General features: G+C 46.4%; 21 protein-coding genes and 1 tRNA gene. 7 read left to right on the forward strand and 15 right to left on the reverse strand.

Going from position 1 to position 20,661, the window contains the following annotated elements:
• The first annotated feature begins 16 nt into the window (after window positions 1-16).
• Together argA and ICN16_RS02065 are read left to right on the forward strand one after the other, a co-directional pair.
• Window positions 17-1,381 carry an amino-acid N-acetyltransferase gene (gene argA, locus ICN16_RS02060; RefSeq protein ID WP_216133398.1) on the forward strand — a complete coding sequence of 455 codons (1,365 nt, stop codon included), beginning with the start codon at window positions 17-19 and terminating at the stop codon, window positions 1,379-1,381.
• A 59-nt stretch (window positions 1,382-1,440) separates the two neighbouring features.
• Complete coding sequence (locus ICN16_RS02065; protein WP_062308940.1) at window positions 1,441-1,713, forward strand: oxidative damage protection protein; 273 nt, start codon at window positions 1,441-1,443, stop codon at window positions 1,711-1,713.
• Between the two features lie 222 nt (window positions 1,714-1,935).
• On the opposite strand, the gene rpiA is transcribed toward ICN16_RS02065, so the two are convergent.
• Complete coding sequence (rpiA, locus tag ICN16_RS02070) at window positions 1,936-2,646, reverse strand: ribose-5-phosphate isomerase RpiA (RefSeq protein WP_216133400.1); 711 nt, start codon at window positions 2,644-2,646, stop codon at window positions 1,936-1,938.
• 109 nt (window positions 2,647-2,755) lie between these two features.
• On the opposite strand from rpiA, the gene tal reads away from it, so the two are divergent.
• Complete coding sequence (gene tal, locus ICN16_RS02075) at window positions 2,756-3,724, forward strand: transaldolase (protein ID WP_216133402.1); 969 nt, start codon at window positions 2,756-2,758, stop codon at window positions 3,722-3,724.
• A 33-nt stretch (window positions 3,725-3,757) separates the two neighbouring features.
• Window positions 3,758-4,180 carry a thioredoxin TrxC gene (gene trxC / locus ICN16_RS02080; RefSeq protein WP_216861860.1) on the forward strand — a complete coding sequence of 141 codons (423 nt, stop codon included), beginning with the start codon at window positions 3,758-3,760 and terminating at the stop codon, window positions 4,178-4,180.
• 11 nt (window positions 4,181-4,191) lie between these two features.
• Here the strand turns inward: trxC and ICN16_RS02085 are convergent, their stop codons facing one another.
• The 3 genes from ICN16_RS02085 to rnr are packed head-to-tail and all read right to left on the reverse strand — an operon-like array spanning window position 4,192 to window position 7,606.
• Entirely contained in the window at window positions 4,192-4,377 is a 186-nt protein-coding gene (locus tag ICN16_RS02085) for a DUF2892 domain-containing protein (protein ID WP_215392435.1), read from the reverse strand.
• Between the two features lie 32 nt (window positions 4,378-4,409).
• A complete protein-coding gene (rlmB, locus tag ICN16_RS02090) occupies window positions 4,410-5,165 on the reverse strand; it encodes a 23S rRNA (guanosine(2251)-2'-O)-methyltransferase RlmB (protein WP_216133404.1) in 756 nt (251 codons plus the stop codon).
• Between the two features lie 29 nt (window positions 5,166-5,194).
• Complete coding sequence (gene rnr, locus ICN16_RS02095; protein ID WP_216133419.1) at window positions 5,195-7,606, reverse strand: ribonuclease R; 2,412 nt, start codon at window positions 7,604-7,606, stop codon at window positions 5,195-5,197.
• Window positions 7,607-7,749: 143 nt separating this feature from the next.
• On the opposite strand from rnr, the gene ICN16_RS02100 reads away from it, so the two are divergent.
• Window positions 7,750-7,836, forward strand: a tRNA-Leu gene (locus ICN16_RS02100).
• 53 nt (window positions 7,837-7,889) lie between these two features.
• Here the strand turns inward: ICN16_RS02100 and ICN16_RS02105 are convergent.
• Genes ICN16_RS02105 through ICN16_RS02115 form a run of 3 tightly spaced genes read right to left on the reverse strand, consistent with a single transcriptional unit; the run spans window position 7,890 to window position 10,385 of the window.
• The gene (locus ICN16_RS02105) at window positions 7,890-8,387 is read right to left on the reverse strand and encodes a hypothetical protein (RefSeq protein ID WP_216133421.1); all 498 of its coding nucleotides are present in this window, start codon (window positions 8,385-8,387) and stop codon (window positions 7,890-7,892) included.
• 54 nt (window positions 8,388-8,441) lie between these two features.
• Window positions 8,442-9,128, reverse strand: coding sequence for a dienelactone hydrolase family protein (locus tag ICN16_RS02110; RefSeq protein WP_216133429.1), 687 nt, complete (start codon window positions 9,126-9,128; stop codon window positions 8,442-8,444).
• Between the two features lie 27 nt (window positions 9,129-9,155).
• Complete coding sequence (locus ICN16_RS02115) at window positions 9,156-10,385, reverse strand: MFS transporter (RefSeq protein WP_255533560.1); 1,230 nt, start codon at window positions 10,383-10,385, stop codon at window positions 9,156-9,158.
• A 79-nt stretch (window positions 10,386-10,464) separates the two neighbouring features.
• Here ICN16_RS02115 and ICN16_RS02120 point away from each other — a divergent pair, with 79 nt between their 5' ends.
• Both ICN16_RS02120 and ICN16_RS02125 read left to right on the forward strand, forming a co-directional pair.
• A complete protein-coding gene (locus tag ICN16_RS02120; RefSeq protein WP_216133431.1) occupies window positions 10,465-10,959 on the forward strand; it encodes a hypothetical protein in 495 nt (164 codons plus the stop codon).
• 72 nt (window positions 10,960-11,031) lie between these two features.
• Window positions 11,032-11,187, forward strand: coding sequence for a hypothetical protein (locus tag ICN16_RS02125; protein WP_216133433.1), 156 nt, complete (start codon window positions 11,032-11,034; stop codon window positions 11,185-11,187).
• Window positions 11,188-11,270: 83 nt separating this feature from the next.
• Here the strand turns inward: ICN16_RS02125 and ICN16_RS02130 are convergent, their stop codons facing one another.
• The 8 genes from ICN16_RS02130 to hfq all read right to left on the reverse strand — a co-directional run bounded on the left by ICN16_RS02130 (window position 11,271) and on the right by hfq (window position 20,592).
• Entirely contained in the window at window positions 11,271-11,783 is a 513-nt protein-coding gene (locus ICN16_RS02130; RefSeq protein WP_216133435.1) for a hypothetical protein, read from the reverse strand.
• A 96-nt stretch (window positions 11,784-11,879) separates the two neighbouring features.
• Entirely contained in the window at window positions 11,880-14,093 is a 2,214-nt protein-coding gene (locus tag ICN16_RS02135) for a malate synthase G (protein WP_216133437.1), read from the reverse strand.
• Window positions 14,094-14,151: 58 nt separating this feature from the next.
• A complete protein-coding gene (locus tag ICN16_RS02140; RefSeq protein WP_216133439.1) occupies window positions 14,152-15,492 on the reverse strand; it encodes an adenylosuccinate synthase in 1,341 nt (446 codons plus the stop codon).
• 50 nt (window positions 15,493-15,542) lie between these two features.
• On the reverse strand, window positions 15,543-16,706 hold the full coding sequence (locus ICN16_RS02145; RefSeq protein ID WP_216133442.1) for an ATP phosphoribosyltransferase regulatory subunit: 1,164 nt from the start codon (window positions 16,704-16,706) through the stop codon (window positions 15,543-15,545).
• 18 nt (window positions 16,707-16,724) lie between these two features.
• Complete coding sequence (gene hflC / locus ICN16_RS02150) at window positions 16,725-17,597, reverse strand: protease modulator HflC (protein ID WP_216133444.1); 873 nt, start codon at window positions 17,595-17,597, stop codon at window positions 16,725-16,727.
• On the reverse strand, window positions 17,597-19,123 hold the full coding sequence (gene hflK, locus ICN16_RS02155; protein WP_216133446.1) for an FtsH protease activity modulator HflK: 1,527 nt from the start codon (window positions 19,121-19,123) through the stop codon (window positions 17,597-17,599). Before hflK ends, hflC begins: the two co-directional genes overlap by 1 nt.
• Window positions 19,116-20,279 (reverse strand): GTPase HflX, encoded by a 1,164-nt coding sequence (hflX, locus tag ICN16_RS02160; protein ID WP_370625611.1) that lies wholly within the window; start codon window positions 20,277-20,279, stop codon window positions 19,116-19,118. The genes hflK and hflX overlap by 8 nt, the downstream gene beginning before the upstream one ends.
• A 70-nt stretch (window positions 20,280-20,349) precedes the next feature.
• Complete coding sequence (gene hfq / locus ICN16_RS02165; protein ID WP_114653200.1) at window positions 20,350-20,592, reverse strand: RNA chaperone Hfq; 243 nt, start codon at window positions 20,590-20,592, stop codon at window positions 20,350-20,352.
• Between the last annotated feature and the right edge of the window lie 69 nt (window positions 20,593-20,661).

A 20,661-nucleotide genomic window follows, 5' to 3' on the forward strand; every position in this document is an offset into this window, starting at 1 on the left:
CTATAATTTTCTCACTATGCCAACAAATGCACCAAACCCCGGCTCAAACGCCGAAGAATCAAGCTCCAACTTTCCTTTTGTAGGATGGCTGCGTGATGTTGCGCCCTATATTCATAGCTTTCGCGAAAAGACCTTTGTTATCGCTTTTGCTGGTGAGTTGGCTCAAGAAATTGGCCTTGAGAATCTGATTGAAGATATTGCCATGTTGCATGCCATGGGTATGCGCATTGTTTTGGTTCACGGTATCCGCCCTCAGATCGAAGAACAGTTAACGCTCCGCAATATTAAAAGTCAGTTCGGCAAGAGCTCCATGCACAGCTACCGTATTACTGATGCTGCAGCCCTGGAATGCGTCAAAGAAGCTGCCGGTGAATTGCGCCTCGATATCGAAGCAGCGTTTAGCCGTGGATTACCGAATACTCCGATGGCGGGCTCACGCATCTCAGTGATCTCGGGCAACTTTATTACCGCTATGCCTGTGGGCGTAGTCGAGGGAATTGATTACATTCACACCGGCTTGGTACGCAAAGTAGACTCGACTTCTATCAAGCTCTCATTGGATAGTAATAAGATTGTGTTGCTCTCACCCTTAGGCTTCTCGCCTACTGGTCAAGCATTTAATCTGGCATTTGAAGATGTGGCCGCATCCACTGCTGCTGCGCTTAAAGCGGATAAGTTGATTTTCTTAAGCCCATATGCTGGCCTGAAGGATGAAGAAGGCGATTACATTACCGAGCTATCAATGCCACAACTACAAGAATACGTAGCCCAACATCCTGAGCTCGATCTTGGAATGAAGAGTTTGCTGAATATTTCTGGCAGAGCCATTCGTGCTGGCGTGAGCCGCGTACATTTCTTGCCTTGCAATCAAGATGGCGCCCTCTTGGAGGAGCTCTTTACCCATGATGGTATCGGCATGATGCTAGCTTCATCTGATATTGAAAATTTACGTGAAGCAAATCAAGATGATGTCGGCGGCATTCTGCAGTTGACTAGCCCGCTTGAAGAAGAAGGTATTTTGGCTGCCCGCGGTCAAGACGTGATTGAGCGTGACATTCAGCGTTTCTCTGTTATTGAGCATGATCGCGTTCTCTTCGGCTGTGCTGCCCTATTCCCATTCCCCAATGGCGTGGGCGAGCTTGCTTGCCTCGCGGTTGACCCTGATGTTCAAGGCTCCGGTGACGGGGAGCGCTTACTCAAGCGCGTAGAAATGCGTGCGAAACGTGAGGGCATTAAAAAGCTTTTCGTTTTAACAACGAGGACAGAGCATTGGTTTTTAAAGCGTGGCTTTAAGCGTGCCTCTGTAGATGATCTGCCTGAAGAAAGAAAGCAGATCTATAACTGGGATCGTAAATCCATGGTTCTCACCAAAGACCTCTAAGTTTCAATAGTTATTTTTTCATTGTTTATTTAGTACACCGTATTTGAAAGGCATTACAAATGGCACGCATGGTTCAATGCATCAAACTCAATAAAGAAGCAGAAGGCATGGACTTTGCTCCACTGCCAGGCGAGCTAGGCAAGAAGATTTGGAATCAAGTTTCTAAAGAGGCTTGGGCAGCTTGGTTGAAGCAGCAAACGATGTTGATTAATGAGAATCGCCTCAATATGGCTGACCCTCGCGCTCGCCAGTACCTACTCAAGCAGGTTGAGAAGTACTTCTTTGAGGGCGGCGCAGACATGGCTCAGGGCTATGTACCGCCAGCTGAATAATTATTTTTGAGTATCGCTTGACGAGTTAAATCCAGAGGAATAGGATTGAATCGTAGTCAGTCAGATCCTGTGATTGGCCACATTGGCGAAAGCCATTACTCGTAAGCATATCTATGTGCTTATGGGCATTGGGAACTAAATCTCTTCCCCTTGCCTGCGCCATGAAGAATCATGGCAAACAAACCCGATGGATCAGCTTTCTGCACCGTCGGGTTTTTTAATTTAGAAATTAATTCTGCTCACGCCAGACGCATTGCTAACTAACAGGATATTGGCTTTCTCTTTTGCAAATAGGCCAACAGTAATTACGCCAGCAATTTGATTGATTTTCACCTCAAGTGCAATTGGATCTGTAATCTTCAACCCGGCTACATCCAGAATCCATCCGCCGTTATCTGTTACAAAAGGCTGACTTGGTGTCTGCCCTAAATCTGGACGAGTTTCTTTAGCCATTCTCAGGGTTACTGTACCGCCCAACTTAGCCAGCTCTTGAGTCACAACCCCTTTAGATAAAGGAATAATCTCCACCGGCAAAGCGAAGTTACCCAAGATCGGCACCTGCTTAGAGGAATCGCAAATACAGATAAATTGCTTTGCCATCGAGGCAATAATCTTTTCCCGAGTCAGGGCACCACCACCACCCTTAATCATGTGACCGGCAGGATCAATTTCATCGGCACCGTCAACATAAGCCGGTAACTGATTTACCTCATTGGGATCTAAGACCTTAAAGCCATGTTTTAGCAGTCGCTCGGTCGTGGCATTAGAACTGGATACTGTTCCCAAGAAATGTGCCTTATGGGGGGCCAAGGCGTCAATAAAGCAGTTGGCTGTAGACCCCGTTCCAATACCTAGGATCTGGCCAGCAGGCAGCTTTAATACCTCATCCCGTGCCGCTTCTCCTACCAATTGCTTTAATTGATCTTGATTCATGATCTTGCTCGATATCCTTATCTGAACTGGAACAGTCTTATTTATGCATCTATCATATGATATTCAATCTGTTTTACTGATTAATTAAATAAGAGCATTCAAGGTCCCGATGACTTCCCACGCTACCGCACTGAGCCAACTCAAACAACTGACTACCGTGGTGGCCGATACCGGCGACTTTGAGCGTATGCGGGAATACCAACCGCAGGATGCTACAACCAACCCATCCCTGATCCTCAAGGCTGCCCAGCAAGCCAACTATCAGGCATTGGTAAACCAAGTTAAATCAGCTCATCCAGGTATGAAACCAGTCGATTTAGTTGACTACATCCTGGCAGCGTTTGGTCTGGAAATTTTGAAGACTGTTCCTGGAAGGGTATCGACCGAGGTTGATGCACGCCTTTCTTTTGATACTCAGGCAACCATTATCAAAGCAAAACACCTCATCGCCCTGTATGAGTCCCATGGCATTGATCGCAAACGCGTCTTGATTAAATTAGCCGGCACTTGGGAAGGCATACAGGCAGCAAAAGCTTTAGAGGCTGAAGGTATTCATTGCAATATGACATTGCTTTTCTCTTTAGTGCAAGCTGCGGCCTGTGGCGCAGTCAATGCGAAATTGATTTCACCATTTGTGGGTCGTATTACAGATTGGTACAAGGCCAAACTCGGTAGCAACTGGAATGATCTCAATAATGGTGGCGCAAATGACCCTGGCGTTACATCAGTCAAACGCATCTTCCACTACTACAAGCATTTCGGCATTGCTACTGAAATCATGGGCGCCAGCTTCCGTAATACCAGCCAAATTCTAGAGCTGGCTGGGTGTGACTTGCTGACTATCAGCCCAGAGTTGCTGGGCGATCTTCAAAACAGTACGGTAGCGGTCGATAAAAAACTCAATGCCAGCAATGCAGCGAGCGCACTAGCCATTGAAAATATCACCCCTCTCAAGTTAGATGAATCCAACTTTAGATTGCAGTTAAATAATGATGCAATGGCCACTGAAAAATTGGCCGAAGGAATACGTAATTTCTGCGTCGATACTGAAAAATTAGAGGCGCTTTTAGGTTCTTAAGGTTTTTTTGGATCAATACACCGAGGTATAAAGATGATTATTCATTGTCCGCATTGCAGCAAAGGCAATCGAGTTCCTGCTAAAAAGCTAAATCAGACTCCTATCTGCGGGGCTTGCAAGCAAGAGCTGCTATCTCTACCCATCAACGCAACAGCTACAAATTTCAGCGAGCTAGTAACTCAATCTGTAATGCCGGTGATAGTGGATTTCTGGGCACCATGGTGTGGTCCATGCAAGATGTTTGGGCCAACCTTTGAGGCAAGCGCTATTGCTCACGCCAATCAAGTGCTATTTGTAAAGGTGAATACCGAGGCAGAGCAACAACTGGGATCGCAGTGGAATATCCGCTCAATACCAACGCTAGCGGGATTCAAGAATGGCAAAGAAGTTCACCGTATTAGCGGTGCACTACCGCCAGCTCAATTAGAGCAATTTGTGCAGCAACTATTTGCTTAAGGTATTGCTGCTTACTTCTTAGCAGTATTGATACCTAAAATGCTATAGGCTGGGCAATTGCCAATCATTCCAGTAAGCAGTGGGATGATGCCGATCCAAGCCCAAGGGCCAGTAATTCCAAAACCTGCAAGGCCCATCAAGGTAACGCCAACAGTCATTCGTAGAACGCGGTCAGTGTGTCCGATATTGCATTTCATAGTAGCCTCTTGAATGGATAGAGTAATACGTATTATTTAGCTTCTTTAGCAAAACGCTGTCTTAGTGCTTCATACAAGCATACGCCACTCGCCACAGAAACATTCAAACTCTCGACTACACCCTTCATTGGAATGCGCACCAACTCATCACAAGTTTCGCGGGTTAAGCGGCGCATGCCCTCACCCTCTGCACCCATGACAATACCAATTGGACCGGTGAGATCGAGATCGTAAATCGATTTTTCAGCTTCGTCATCAGTGCCAATGAGCCAAACACCAGCTTCTTGCATCTCTTTCATGCTGCGAACCAAGTTGGTGACTGTAATTACTGGCATGACCTCAGAAGCGCCGCTCGATACCTTGCTTACAGTAGCGTTAATGGAAGCCGAACGATCCTTAGGAATCACTACTGCATCAACACCAGCACCGTCAGCCACACGCAAGCATGCACCGAAATTATGGGGATCAGTTACACCATCCAATACCAAGAACATCACTTTGCTTTGATTGCTTTCGGCATCCTCTACCACTTCGGTAATGGTGCGTGCAATCGTCATCTTCTCAGCCAGAGCAACTACACCTTGATGGCGATCATGTCCTGCTAGCTTATGGAGGCGCTCAGAATCAGCGGCATGCAATCTTTCGCCCAAGATCTCTTCGGCCTGCTTGAGAAAATCACCCATTCGACGATCACGACGACTCGGATCAAAATAAACCGCCTTTAAACTCGCAGCATCCACCCGTAAGCGCGCTTGTACTGCATGAAAACCAACCAATATTTGCTTCATCTTTGCTTATCTCGATTCTGTATTGCTAATTATTTACGGCGCGCTTTAGTACTGCGAACGGGTGGCTTTGTACCAGCCGGTTTGCCGGTAGGCCTTGAAGGCTTTCCGGGCTTACCAGACTTAGCGACTTTACTTGCTGTTCGTCCAGCTTGATTCTTCGACTGATTGGCACCAAGATTACCAGCAGACTTAGCGGCATTGACGTTGATGCCAGAGTGCTTCTGCGGCTCTTTGCTGCCAGGGCGACCTTTTTTAGGGGCAGCCTTTTTATTAGGCCTACCAGTGTCGCTAGCCAAAATAATTTGACGGCGATTCGTAGTTCCACCTGGCTCCAGGCCGACGGACTTGACAAGACTAAATTCAATCTTACGAGCATCCAAATCAACGCGGCTTACTAGAACATGCACGCGATCACCTAAGCGATAACGAATGCCCGTTCTCTCACCACGAAGTTCTTGACGAGCTTCGTCATATTGGAAGTAATCACCACCCAATTCGGTGACATGAACCATACCCTCAACAAAGAGATTTTCTAGCTGAATAAATAAACCGAAAGACGCGACACCAGTAACTGTGCCGGCATATTCCTGACCTAAATGATCACGCATGTAGTAGCACTTGAGCCATGCTTCAACATCACGGGATGCTTCATCAGCACGACGCTCATTAGATGAACAATGAACCCCTAATTGACCCCAAATTGGCAAGGAAGCATTTGCCCCCTTCGGCAGTTTAGGTAAACGTGTACCGTTAGCTGCAGCCTCTTTGGCATCGTTGTGAGATTTTTTAGCATTTACCGCATTCTCACGACCTTTACCTTTACGCGGCAGCGTGAGATTCAGTGGCACTTTGGGTGGCAGAACAGGCGTATAGGGCTTTTTAGCCAAAATCGCCTTAATCACTCGGTGTGTCAACAGATCTGGATAGCGTCGAATCGGGCTTGTGAAATGCGAATAAGCAGGATAGGCAAGACCAAAGTGACCTTCGTTATCCGGTTGATACATCGCCTGTTGCATAGAACGTAAAACAACGGACTGAAGCATATTGGCATCAGGACGCTCTTTGATTTCGCGCATGAGCTTGGCGTAGTCTTTTGGTTTTGGCTTTTCACCACCACCCAAGGACAGGCCAGAGGTGCGTAAGACTTGACGCAAAGTAACTAATTTTTCTTCAGAGGGTTCAGCGTGGACACGATACAAGCTGAGATGCTTGTTCTTATCAATAAAGTCGGCAGCACAAACGTTGGCTGTCAACATGCACTCTTCGATCAAGCGATGTGCATCATTACGTAAGCGCGGCTCAATACGCAGAATCTTACCCAGCTCATTACTGATAATTTGGGTTTCAGTAGTTTCAAATTCGATAGCTCCACGTTTTTGGCGTGCGTCCAATAGAATTTTGTATAAGGAGTAGAGATTAGTCAGCAATGGCCTGAACTCAGCAAAACGCGTTGCTTCAGGACCTTTGCTATTCGAAAGAATCTCCCATACCGTATCGTACGTAAAACGTTGAGCAGAATGCATTACTGCTGGATAGAACTGATACGCAAGCACTACTCCATTGTTGTCCACAACAGAGTCACACACCATACACAGACGATCAACTCCAGGGTTTAAAGAGCAAAGACCATTGGAGATCTTCTCTGGCAACATTGGTATCACCCGTCTTGGGAAATACACTGAAGTTGCTCGTAGAAGACCCTCATCATCCAAAGGCTGGCCAGGCTTTACATAATGAGATACGTCGGCAATCGCCACAATCAGACGCCAAGCTTTGCTCTTGCCGTACATGACTGGCTCGCAGTACACCGCATCATCAAAGTCACGAGCATCGGCACCATCAATGGTGACCAAAGGAACGTCACGCAAATCCACGCGACCTTCAAGATCGGATTGCTGAACAGTATCTGGCAATGCATCTGCCTCTTTTTTTACTGCAGCTGAAAACTCATGGGGAACACCATATTTACGGACGGCGATTTCAATTTCCATGCCGGGGTCATCAATTTCACCCAAGACCTCAACAACACGGCCTACAGCCTGACGATAGCTATCTGGATAGTCGATGATCTCGACACTCACCACTTGACCTAATTTGGCATTGCCCTGACCTTTTGGTGGAATCAAAATATCGTGACCGATACGCTTGTCTTCCGGCGCAACAATCAAAACACCATTCTCATTTAAGAGGCGACCAATAACGACTTTATTGGCGTGCAAAATCACGTCAACGATCTGACCCTCTGGTCGACCACGACGATCTGTTCCTAATACTCTGACATTGACCCTATCTCCGTGCATGACGCGGGACATTTCTCTTTCAGATAGAAAAATATCTTCACCACCGTCATCCGGGATCACAAATCCAAATCCATCTCGGTGGCCTTGGACTGTCCCTAAGCGGTCAGCCTCTCGTGGCACCAAGTTTTTTGCTTTACGCATTTAATTCCTTCGGCAATACATGCCTTATATATCAATGATTATTCTTGCTTAGGCTACTGTATCAAACCACTCGGTCTGAAGGGAAAAAGCCAAAAGAGGTTAGAAAGTGGGCCAAAAGGCGCATACCTTTATAATAACGGCATGCCCAGGTGGCGAAATTGGTAGACGCACCAGCTTCAGGTGCTGGCGATCGTAAGGTTGTGGGGGTTCGAGTCCCTTCCTGGGCACCAAATACACCTACAAAACCTATATGGGGACTAAATAGCCCCTTTTCAATAGACGCTTAAATTCCCATCGTTCGATGCAAGATCTTGGGTTTCATTTCATCCCAGAGACTTTCAAACTCCTCCGCCCTATCCTCCGATAGCTTAATAGGCTCAAAGAGGCCGCTAAAGAAGATAGTCTTTTTGGGCGCCAAGGTCTTTTCAAACTCAGTAAGTCCAATCGGCTTATCGTCAATATCCCGAGTTAATTGAGCTGAACACACAATCGCCTCAGCGTCATCTTGATCGATTACTGCAAACTCAATCAACTGCTGGGATTTCTCAAGGATGACCAAGGTCCCTCGCGCGTAGCAAACCGCCTCATGTTCCTGGACGATATAGACCAAGAACTGATCTTCCTCATCCTTATCCATGCGCAGATCATCAATGAAAAAGAGGTATTGATCACCACTCCCATTAACCAAAGTAAATACCTTCGGAATCACACCATGCCCTAAAGCAAGATTACGGTAATAAGAAGAGAGTTCAACAGCTAGGTTTTCGGCAAAGAGATGCATGATAAGCAATGAAAAAAGTGGGGGAAATTATTCAGTAAGAGTATTTAGTAGCCCTTAATTACTGAGTGCATTCTTTAGAAAAGTCATAGTACGTTCCCAGGCTAATTGTGCGGCAGCTGGGTTGTACTGTAATGGAGGCAGGCCTCTCGAATCTGACTTAGGATTAGCAAATGCATGCTTAGCATCATAGCGCTGGAAGTCATATGAGACGCCGGCTGCCTTGAGCTTTTCCTCAAGTTGATCAACACCAGCGATAGAGAAAAATTCATCATGAAGAGCCCAATGGGCCAACATTGGTTTTTTAATGGCCGCAGCATCAACATACTCCAATGGAGGGTAGCCATACCAAACCACTGTTCCATCAGACTCAGGAACAAGTCCAGCAGATAAGACCGTAAGCGCACCACCCATACAAAAACCCGTGACAGCAACCTTATTACTACGAGTTTGCTTGAGATACTGAACAGCACCTCGGATATCTTGGCTAGCAGCATCTGCAAAATTAAGATCATTCATTAGATGTTCGGCTTCATTTGCCTCTAGAGCAAGTTTGCCACGATAAAGATCTGGAACCAAGGCGCGATAGCCTGCATCCGCCAAACGATTGGCAACATTTTTAATCTCATCATCCAGGCCCCACCATTCTTGAATCACAACTATGCCAGGAGCATTTTTTGCATCTACCGGCTCAACCAAATACGCGCTGCTAGATTTACCATCAGGTCTTTGAAATGTGATCATCACAATCTTTCTTTAAAAAAAATGGGTTTACTTCGCTTGTTTGTCAGTGTGAATATAGCCCACCAACCAGAATGTAAGCAAGCCACATAAAGCCGCTCCATAGCCAACCAGGTTGTAGTGCTCCATCTTGCCATCACTGCCAATAGTCACGACCACTCCAGCAATCACAGAGGCCAGACCGGATGCCAGCATCTGCACAGAACCTACGAGACTCATAAAGGTTCCCCGTATTTTGGCCTCTACCACTTGACTCACAATGGCCATCGCCGGAATCATGCGGCCAGAAACCAAGACAAAAAATGCGGTGGAATTAATCAATACCACCCAAAGCGGCACCGGCATCAGATTGGTTGTCACCAGTAAAGGAGCAAGACTAATCACCGCAAGCACTCTAAATACTTTGACCTTGCCGTAACGATCGGCCATATGACCAATGATGCGGGAACTCATGAGTGTGGCTATACCACCGCAAAGATAGATTAAAGAAATATAGGAGTTATCAATTCCCACATTGGATGTCAGATAGAGGGCGATATAGGGAATCACGGAAAATCCGGTCAACATAATTAGCGCCATAAAGATAAATGCACGCAGATGCTGATGAGCAAAAAAGATATTCCAGATTTGACGGAGGCGACTACCCTCGTGGGTATGTCCCAAGTGCCCAGAAATCTTAGGGATATTGCGATAGCCTAAATACAAGATGAGGCTTGATATCAAAGCGATAAAGATGAATGGTGCACGCCATCCTAAGGATGGAATGTTATTGGCCAGAAATAAACTTAAGGGAACTCCGGCTACTGTCGATACAGAGAATGCCGACATTACCGTACCCAAGGCCTTGCCTCTGCGTTCGAACGGTATTGAATCTGCAATGATGGTTTGAACTAATGAACCCAAGATGCCACCAAATGCGCCTGCAAATGCGCGAGCAATAAATAGCGAATGGTAATCGGGGGCTAAACCACAAACTAAGGTAGCAATAATGAAGCAGGCATAAAGACTGAGTAGAAGCACCCTTCTCTCAAAGCGATCAACAAAGTAGGTAGCAAAGACACCGGCAATGGCTGCGGCAAAAGTATAGGAAGAGAGTAGCAAGCCAAACTCATGCGTATTGATGTTGAGCTCTCGAATAAATTCGGGACCCAAGGGCATCATGATCATGAAGTCCAGGATGTGTGTGAACTGAATTCCGGCCAGAGAGAATAAGAAAAAACGTTCTTTGCTCTTTCCGCCTGGCATGTGATGCTCGGTCAAGGGTTTCTTTACATGAAATTAGAGATGTGCCATTATCAACCCACCTAGAATCCAATGCCCAAGCTTCCTTGCACACCCCATGAATAACATCATTACCGCTTTCTATGACTTCCCTTTTCTTTCGCTGATACGAGATAGCGCCTGGGGAATTATTTGCCTAATTATTATTTTGGTATTTCATGGCAGCGCTATTAACCATGTCTACATGCGCTTTGAGCGCCTCACCCGCCAAAATCTAGCAATCCATCAATACAACCGCGTCTTCTTTCATTTTTATGCCACCTTCGTATTTTTGGCTATGTTTCACTTGATTGAGATCCTCATCTGGGCCGTCTTTATTATTGGCTTAGGCATTATGAGCACCCCAGTTGCCGCCATTCTTTTTGCTGGAAGTTGCTATACAACCGTGGGTTTTGAGTCTGATACCCTGCTAACTGGCTGGAAATCCTTCGCCTTTTTCATCTCATTTAGCGGCCTCTTCTCCCTAGCATGGACCACGTCAATCATGATCGGCATGACTACCGCCTATAAAAACGCCTGGGATGAAAAGTACCGCCACACCAGCGTCTATTAGGCAATTTCACTAAATTGCTGCAATACGGGATGATTGGGTGTATCATTAGGGTTAACCCTTAAGGAGCTCACCATGGCACATTCAAACTCAGTACAGTTTCACCAGGCACCAGCCTTTAGCTTTAAGCCTTTATTTGCAATTAAAGACTTCTTTGCTTTACTAGTAGCCGCTTTTAGCGAAGCTAAAGTAATGGAACAGAAATCACGTAAAACTAGCGGAAATTGGTAATTTATTGCTGATTTAGCCCTGTTTTAGGCCATTTTTGGTCAGTTTTAAGAAATAAGCCTCTAACTTTTTAGAGGCTTTTTCTTTTATACCTTCTCGCGTTTGATGTAATAGCCATAGACGCAGCGGGATCCACCCCGAGCAGGGTTGTGCGTATCTTGAATTACCCCATTAATTACCGCCGATAAGTGCTTAGAAACTTTCACTATTAGCCTGCCTGAGGGGAGCTCATTAGCAAGCAAATGGACTTGGCAACCAGCGCCAATCTTCATGGTGGGCACCCAATCAAAACCATGGCCAAGTATGTAGTCATGAAAGACATTGCGGTGATTGCCGTTACGTGGTGAGGCGCCTTTCGCATTAAGCCTTCTAGCCAGCTTGTCATTACGCTGTTCTGCATAGGCTGCATTTGCGGCACGAAGATCTTCATAGACCTGCATATATGGCAACTCAGCCGCGATTGCGATTGCCCGAACTACACAATCTCCAGCACCGCCTTTAAAGCCGGCGGCCTCCCTGCCCCCATCATTGAGCTGAAACCCGAGTGCTTGCCCGTGAGCGGTAGCCAGTTTGGCAAAGGGATTTAAAAAGCTAAACATGGAATGACTGATGGCTTAAGTGTGTTGCGGGAAAAAGAAAAAATGGATTTGCCTTTCGACAAATCCATTTCATCTTCAGCGCAAAGAGTTGAAAGATTAAGCGTGAGCCTTCTTCACTTCCAAGCGCCATGCATGAAGCAAAGGCTCGGTATAGCCGTTTGGCTGCTCTAGACCTTTAAAAATCAAATCACTCGCTGCTTTATAAGCAAAAGAGTCTTTGAAATTCGGCATCATTGGCTTGTATAAAGGATCGCCAGCATTTTGGCCGTCAACCACTTTAGCCATGCGCTGCAAGGTCTCATTAACTTGAGCCTCAGTCACGATACCGTGCAATAGCCAGTTAGCAATATGCTGACTAGAGATACGCAATGTTGCACGGTCTTCCATCAAGCCAACGTTATGAATATCCGGCACCTTGGAGCAACCAACGCCTTGATCAATCCAGCGAACCACATAACCTAAGATACCTTGGCAATTGTTATCCAACTCTTGCTGAATTTCTTCTTTAGACCAGTTAGCTTTTTCAACAACCGGAATAGTTAGCAAATCATTAATTAAGGCTTCAGCTTCAGCAGCAGTATCTAACTGCTCCATCTCTTTTTGAAGTTGCGCTACGTTAACTTGATGGTAGTGCAAGGCATGCAATGTTGCAGCCGTTGGCGATGGAACCCAAGCAGTATTAGCACCTGCCTTAGGATGAACAATCTTTTGCTCAACCATAGCCTTCATCAAATCAGGCATTGCCCACATTCCCTTGCCGATTTGAGCGCGGCCACGCAGACCGCAATCCAATCCAGCCAAAACGTTGCGACGTTCATAAGCAGACAGCCACTTGCTGGTCTTCATATCGCCTTTACGCATCATCGGACCTGCGTGCATTGCTGTATGCATCTCATCGCCAGTGCGGTCAAGGAAGCCAGTATTAATAAAGGCTACACGAGCACCAGCAGCAGCAATAGCAGCTTTGATGTTTGCACTCATGCGACGTTCTTCATCCATGATGCCAAGCTTCACAGTGTCAGCAGGCAAGCCTAGCAGTTTCTCAACACGACCAAAGAGCTCGCCAGCAAAGGCAACTTCTTCAGGGCTGTGCATTTTTGGCTTAACGATATAGACCGAGCCTTTACGGGTATTACCAATTGCTTGAGTTGCGGGACGATTAATATCGTACAGAGCAATCAATACAGTCACTACTGCATCCAAAATACCTTCGTAAATTTCTTTACCGTCGCCAGTGATGATCGCTGGATTAGTCATCAAGTGACCAACGTTACGGAGGAACAACAAAGAGCGGCCATGCAAAGTCACAACACCATCTTTAGCATCTACAGCACCAATACCGGCAGTGTATTTACGATCTGGATTTAATGTACGAGTAAAGGTTTTCCCACCCTTGCTCACCTCTTCAACCAAGGTGCCCTTCAAAATACCTAGCCAGTTTTCATAAGCAACGACTTTGTCATCGCCATCAACAGCCGCAATCGAATCTTCCAAATCTAAAATTGTTGAAAGAGCAGCCTCGAGCACAACATCGTTTACACCAGCAGCATCGCTAGCGCCAATCGTTTTGCTCTTATCAATTTCGATATCAATATGAACGCCGTTGTTGCGCAACAGCACTGAAGAAGGTGCAGAAGCGTTACCTTGATAACCTACAAATTGCTTCTCATCAGCAAGACCTGTTTTACTGCCATCCTTGAGACTAACAAGCAACTTATTGCCGTCCACTGTGTAAGCGGTAGCATCTGCGTGCGAACCTTTAGCCAGCGGTGCAGCTTGATCCAAGAATTTGCGAGCAAAGGCAACAACCTTAGCGCCACGAATTGGGTTGTAGCCACCAGCTTTAGTCGCGCCATCTTCTTCAGAGATAACGTCAGTACCATAGAGGGCATCGTACAAAGAACCCCAACGTGCATTAGCAGCATTTAATGCATAGCGTGCATTCAGAACTGGAACCACCAACTGAGGGCCAGCTTGGAGAGCCAGCTCATCATCAACATTCTTGGTAGTGCCTAGAACTTTCCCTGGGACTTCATCTAAATAACCAATTTCCTTAAGGTGCTTACGATAAGCAGGCATGTCCTTGATTGGGCCAGGGTTAGCTTGATGCCACTTATCTAAATCCAATTGCAGGCGATCGCGTTTTGCTAGCAATGCTTCATTTTTTGGACTCAGATCCTTAACGATCTCGTCAAAACCCTTCCAAAAGTCAGCGCTTTTAATACCTGTTCCAGGTAAAACTTGTTCTTCAATAAAGCGATAAAGCGGTGTAGCCACTTGTAGGCTATTACATTGTGTACGTGCAGTCATCTAAAAACCCCAAAACTAATATGTAGATTAAATATACAAAGGCTAATAAGAAATTCTATTAACCCTTGAATGGATGTTGCAGAAGAATCGTTTCATCACGTTCAGGTCCTGTTGAGACCATAGCGATCGGCTTTCCTGCAACTTCTTCGATACGACGCAGGAACTTCTGTGCCTCTATTGGGAGTTTGTCCCATTCACGAATACCAAAAGTAGTTCCCTTCCAGCCTGGGAAATCCTCATAAATTGGTTCACAGCGCGCAACAGCTTCAGCGCCACGTGGTAATACATCTAATTTTTGACCGTCAAGGTTATAGCCGACACAAAGACGAATTGTCTCGAAGCCATCCAAGACATCTAGCTTAGTAATGCAAAGGCCTGACAAGCCATTAATCTGAATAGAGCGCTTTAATGCTGCGGCATCAAGCCAACCTGTGCGACGTGGGCGACCAGTAACGGAACCAAACTCTTTGCCCACTTCAGCCAAACGGATACCAACTGGATCTTGCTTGGCTGGATTATCAAAATCATATAACTCGCTTGGGAATGGGCCTGCACCAACACGTGTGCAATAGGCTTTAGTAATACCCAAGATGTATTGCAAAGAATCCGGACCAACGCCAGATCCAGCGGCTGCATTACCTGCTACGCAGTTGCTGGAAGTGACATAAGGATAGGTACCATGATCGATATCGAGCAAAGTGCCTTGTGCGCCTTCGAATAATAAATTTTGACCGGCCTGCTCTGCTGCATATAAAGCGCTAGAGACATCAACTACCATTGGCTTAATACGCTCCGCATAAGACATCGCTTCTTCTAATGTCTTTTGGAAATCAACTGGCTCAGCGCCATAGTAATTTGTGAGCATGAAGTTGTGATATTCCAAGTTCTCGCGCAATTGCGCCGCAAACTTTTCTGGATAAAACAAATCTTGTACACGTAAGGCACGACGTGCGACCTTATCTTCATATGCCGGTCCAATACCGCGGCCAGTAGTGCCGATCTTGGCATTTCCACGCTTCTTCTCACGCGCATGGTCGATTGCTACGTGGTACGGAAGAATTAGGGTAGTTGCTTCAGAAATCTTCAAACGAGACTGAACATCTAATCCTGCGGATTCTAACTCACCGATTTCTTTAAAGAGCGCCTCTGGAGAAAGCACGACACCATTACCAATGTAGCAAATCACATTCTTATGCATGATCCCAGATGGGATCAAACGTAGAATCGTCTTCTTGTCGCCGATAATAAGAGTATGGCCAGCATTGTGTCCACCCTGAAAGCGCACAACTGCTTGAGCATGGTCAGTTAACCAATCAACTACTTTGCCCTTGCCCTCGTCACCCCACTGAGTGCCAATGACTACGACGTTACGACCATGATCTTGTTGCTTTGAAGACATAATGAAATCCAAAAGGTAATTACAGAATTAGTACGTTATTGATATGACTTTTACTTCTTTCTTACTTCCCATGAGCTGCCCTGCTGCACTAGCTCACGATCACAAATATATTCAGCGGCTTCTACAAGATCACCACTCATCGCTTGAATAACCACTTCACCAGCACCGCGTAACTCAGCAATCTTGGTGGTCAAGCTCGCATCCATAATCCATGGCGCTAGGATGGCAGACTTTCTTTGCACTACAGGGGCCAAATGAGCCAAGGTCAATAAATCCATTGAAAAGCCGGTAGCAGGACGAGGACGTCCAAATGCTTGACCCACATGATCATATCTACCACCACGAGCAATCGGTTGTGGCAACTTATCAACATAAGCCGCGAACATCACACCGCTGTGATATTGATAACCACGCAAATCTGCTAGATCAATACTGAGCTCAACATCATGAGGCAATGCAGCAGTTGCAGAAGCAAGCTTTTCTAATTGCTCCAAGGCATCATCAATCAATTTGTGTTTTGGCAAAGATTTTTTAGCGCTAATCAATACTTGTGCACAAGGTCCATTCAACTCTGTCAGCGCCATTAAGGCTTCGGCTGATTTTGCGGGCAGTGATTGAGCCCAGATTGCCAAACGTGGGCGATCCTTACTTTGTAATAAGCCGTACAGCGTTTCAATCTCACCCTTCTGAAGACTTTGCCCATCAAGAATTCCTTCGAGCACACCTGCATGAGAAAAATCTAGGTAAACCTTATTGAGACCAGCCACACTTAAAGTCTGCAACAGCAAAGAGACCGCCTCAAAATCGGCCTCCCAGCTTGCGCAGCCATAAATTTCAGCGCCAAGCTGCAATTCCTCACGCGCAGAGCTGCCAACTGGAGTGCGAGCATGCGCAATAGAGCCTGCATAACAAAGACGAGTCACGCCTTTGCGGTTAAGTAAATGCGCATCAATCCGAGCAACCTGAGGAGTCATGTCCGCACGCAGCCCTAAGGTACGACCGGATAATTGATCGACCAACTTAAATGTTTGTAGATTGAGGTCTGATCCAGTACCTGTTAGCAATGAATCTAAGAATTCTAAAATCGGAGGTGCCACCAGCTCGTAACCATAGGATTGATACAAATCCAGAATAGCCCGACGCAGAGTCTCTACTTTGCGAGCCTCTGCTGGCAGAACATCAGCAATATCTTCAGGTAGTAACCAACGATTCATGATCTGAAATATTCACTCTCAATTTTTTTTGTGCAAGAACTTGAAGAACTCGCCATTAGGCTCAACCACCATGACATCCTTCTTATCTTTAAAGGAGCTACGGTAGGCCTGAAGACTTTGGTAAAACTGCGCGAACTGAGGATCGCGACCAAATGCTTCAGCGTATAAGGCTGTAGCTCTTGCATCACCAGAACCTTTGATCTTTTGCGCTTCACGATAAGCTTCAGCTAGGATCGTGTCACGCTGACGCTCAGCATTTGCTCGAATCTTGTCGGACTCTGCAGCGCCGGTAGATCGCAACTCATTAGCAACCCGCTTACGCTCTGCTTCCATACGCCTATACACAGAGTCACTGATTTCAGCCAAGAGATCGACGCGCTTTAGACGAACATCAACAATTTCAACGCCAATGTCAGATGCATCATCTGCAACCTTTTTACGAATACCTTGCATCACCTGTTCGCGTTGATCGGAGATGATTTCTCTCACTGTGCGCTTAGTAAATTCTTCATTCAGCGCTGAACGAACTAGTTGAGTAAGGCGGTCTTGCGCTAAACGCTCATCACCCTTAAAGCTCACAAAGAACTTACGAGGATCAACAATGCGCCATTTAACGTAAGAATCAACCAAGAGATTTTTCTTCTCGGATGTAATAAAGCGTTCTGCCTCAGGAGTATCGATTGTCAAAATACGACGATCAAAGAAGCGGACGTTTTCAAAAGGAGCCGGTAACTTCACCTGCAAACCAGGTTGCTCAATCACGCGCACAATTTGCCCAAATGAAAACACCACAGCAAAGTTACGCTGATCCACTACAAAAATACTTGAGGCCAAGATATAGACCAGAGCAATCAGACCGGCGATGGCAGCTAAGAGACGATTTGCGTTCATTATCTTGCATCCCCTCTATCACGGCTTCTCAAGCCGTCGCGTTTATCGGAAGCGCCAGCACTAGGAGTATTGCTCGGGCTGGGGCTTGTTGCATTGTTGCTAAATGGGGCGGCTGGGTTACCTGTTGCACCCCCTACCGTCACAGATCCAGTAGGTGTAGATGTCTGTGTCTGACTAGCGGCAACTTGCGCACTTTCTGCGCTTACTTGAGCAATGATCTTATCTAAAGGCAAATAGAGCATGCTATTGCTCTTCGTGGTATCAACCAACACCTTAGACACATTGTTGTACATCTCACGCATGCTATCAATGTACATACGATCACGAGTCACGCCAGGCGCTTTTGCATACTCAGTTAAAACTTGCTTGAAGCGATTTGCATCACCTTCTGCTGTTGCAACAACTCTAGCTTTATAACCTTCAGCCTCTTGAATCAGTCGATCGGCCGTACCTTTTGCACGTGGAATGATGTCATTAGCATATGCCTGACCTTCACTCTTCAAACGCTCCTGGTCTTGACCCGCTTTTACAGCATCATCAAACGCCGCTTGCACCTGCTCTGGTGGCTGAACGTTTTGCACAGTCACACTCGTAACATAGATACCCGTTTTGTAGCTATCTAGAATTTTCTGAATCGAAGCCGCCAAGTCAATTGCAATCTTTTCACGACCTTCGTACAAAACAGTATCCATCTTGCTGCGTGCCACAATTTCACGAACTGCAGTTTCTGCAGCCTGAACAACAGTCGTATCAGGATCACGATTGTTAAATAAATAATCCGTTGGATCTTTTAAGCGGTACTGAACGGCAAAGCGCACATCAATAATGTTTTCATCTTCGGTCAACATCGAAGTATCTTTTTGATTGGTTGCTTTAATCAAGATTGAGCGACCAACCTCTACAGAACGTACACCCGATACATTGACGGTTTGCTCAGCCTGCACCGGCCAAGGCATACGCCAGTTAATACCAGGACCAGCCGTATAAGAGTATTTACCAAAGGTAGTCACTACGCCTGACTGACCCTCTTGAATGATGTAAAAACCACTCAGAATCCAAACCAATGCTACGCCACCAGCGGCCAGGATCACCGTCGCTTTAGAACCAAAAGGATTTGTGAAGTTAAAGTTGGGCGCACTCATGCCGCCACCATTACCACCGTTGTTACCACCACCATTTCCGCGCTGAGATGGCGGAGGTATATCGGTACTGCTTGGTTTATTTGCAGGCTTACCTACTGATCCACCCGGCTTTTTCTTGCCGCCAAAAATACCGCTGATGCGATCATTGAAATCACGCCAAAGCTCATCCAAATCAGGAGGGCCATCTGGTTTAGCGGGTTGATTCGTTGGTCTTGGGGTGCTTGGCTGAGTCTCTACTGGCTTTTCAGTTTCGGAATTACCAGGTTCAGCTTGAGGGGATTGCTCACTACCCTGCCCACTTTTGGCATCTTTAGATCCAGCGCCTGAGTGGCTATTGCCCCAACCTGGGTCGTTGACCGAGAACAGCTCGAGAAATTTACGCATCGTTTGGTGAATATTTTCGGTTAGGAATCGGGTTAAATTCAGAAGTCTCTGGTCGTTCGGGTAAAGGAGCTAAAAACTCATCTGGGTCCATTTGGACTTTGGCGCGATTCTGCTCGACCCTTATTCTATCAGTCATTTGAGAGCATTCGGCGAGGGCTGAACGCAATAAATCTAGCCCCAGGCCCGTCTTGGCGGAAAGGAAAATCTGGCTCGGAATTCCCTCAGAATCCCGAATCAAGGCTGCCCCCTCGGTAAAGGTCTGAGGCATCTGGTCAATCTTATTCATTACCTCGATTCGAGGGATGTCGTCAGCCCCAATTTCCCGTAAAACAGCCTCTACTTCGGCCTTTTGCTCCCTGGCAACGGGGCTACACGCATCAATGACGTGCAAAATCAGGTCTGCATGGATGGTTTCATCCAAAGTGGCCCTAAAGGCCTCCACCAGTTGGTGCGGTAATTCACGGATAAAACCGACCGTATCGGAGACCACAATGGACCCCACTCCCTCTAAATGTACTTTGCGGGAAGTGGTATCAAGGGTCGCAAACAGCTGATCTGCTGCATATGTCCCTGCTTTTGTAAGGGCATTAAATAGCGTAGATTTACCCGCATTGGTATATCCAACCAAAGATACAGAAAAGACATCTTTGCGATTACGGGCCCTTCTTTGGGTTCTTTGTTGGCGCTGGAGCTTCTCCAACTCGGTTTCCAAACGCTTAGCTTTGGTTGCTAGCATCCGTCGGTCAAGCTCCATCTGGGTTTCGCCAGGGCCGCCTCGCACACCAATACCACCGCGTTGACGTTCTAAGTGACTCCAAGCGCGCACTAAACGAGACATGCGATAACGCACTTGAGCTAGTTCAACCTGAGTCTTACCGATATGGCTTTGCGCTCTCTGACTAAAGATATCCAAAATCAGGCCCGTTCGGTCCATGACATGAAAACCAATATGGCGCTCAAGGTTGCGTTGCTGCGTTGGGGATAAGGGATGGTTAAAGATGACTAATTCAGCACCTTGCTCTTCCATCACTTTTTTGACTTCGTTAGCTTTACCCGAACCAATAAATAAGGCTGGATCAGTTTTGCCCTTACGCGCAATTACGCTAGCGATAGGTATAGAGCCGGCACTGTCAGCCAAAAGGCTGAGCTCAGCCATGCTGTCCGCAAAATCTTCGCGGCCGGTATCAACTCCAACCAGAACGGCACGTGCCGCATCTACACCTGTTTTATACAGAGCTAACTTCTTCCGTACGGAACTCCACTGCACGAGCAGGAACGATCGTGGAAATGGCGTGTTTATAAACCATCTGCGTCACGGTGTTACGCAAGAGCACAACATATTGATCAAACGATTCAATATTGCCCTGCAGCTTGATGCCGTTGACAAGATAAATTGAGACAGGAACATGCTCTTTGCGCAAAGCATTGAGGAAAGGATCCTGTAGTAATTGGATTTTGCTGTTGTTCATACTGCTCCTTATTGTTTTTTATAAGCTGCTTCTATTTTGGGAGTCTTGCTTTTTTTATTCAATTCTCTA

The organism is Polynucleobacter sp. es-MAR-4 (assembly GCF_018882055.1).
In the GTDB taxonomy this organism is placed as follows: domain Bacteria; phylum Pseudomonadota; class Gammaproteobacteria; order Burkholderiales; family Burkholderiaceae; genus Polynucleobacter.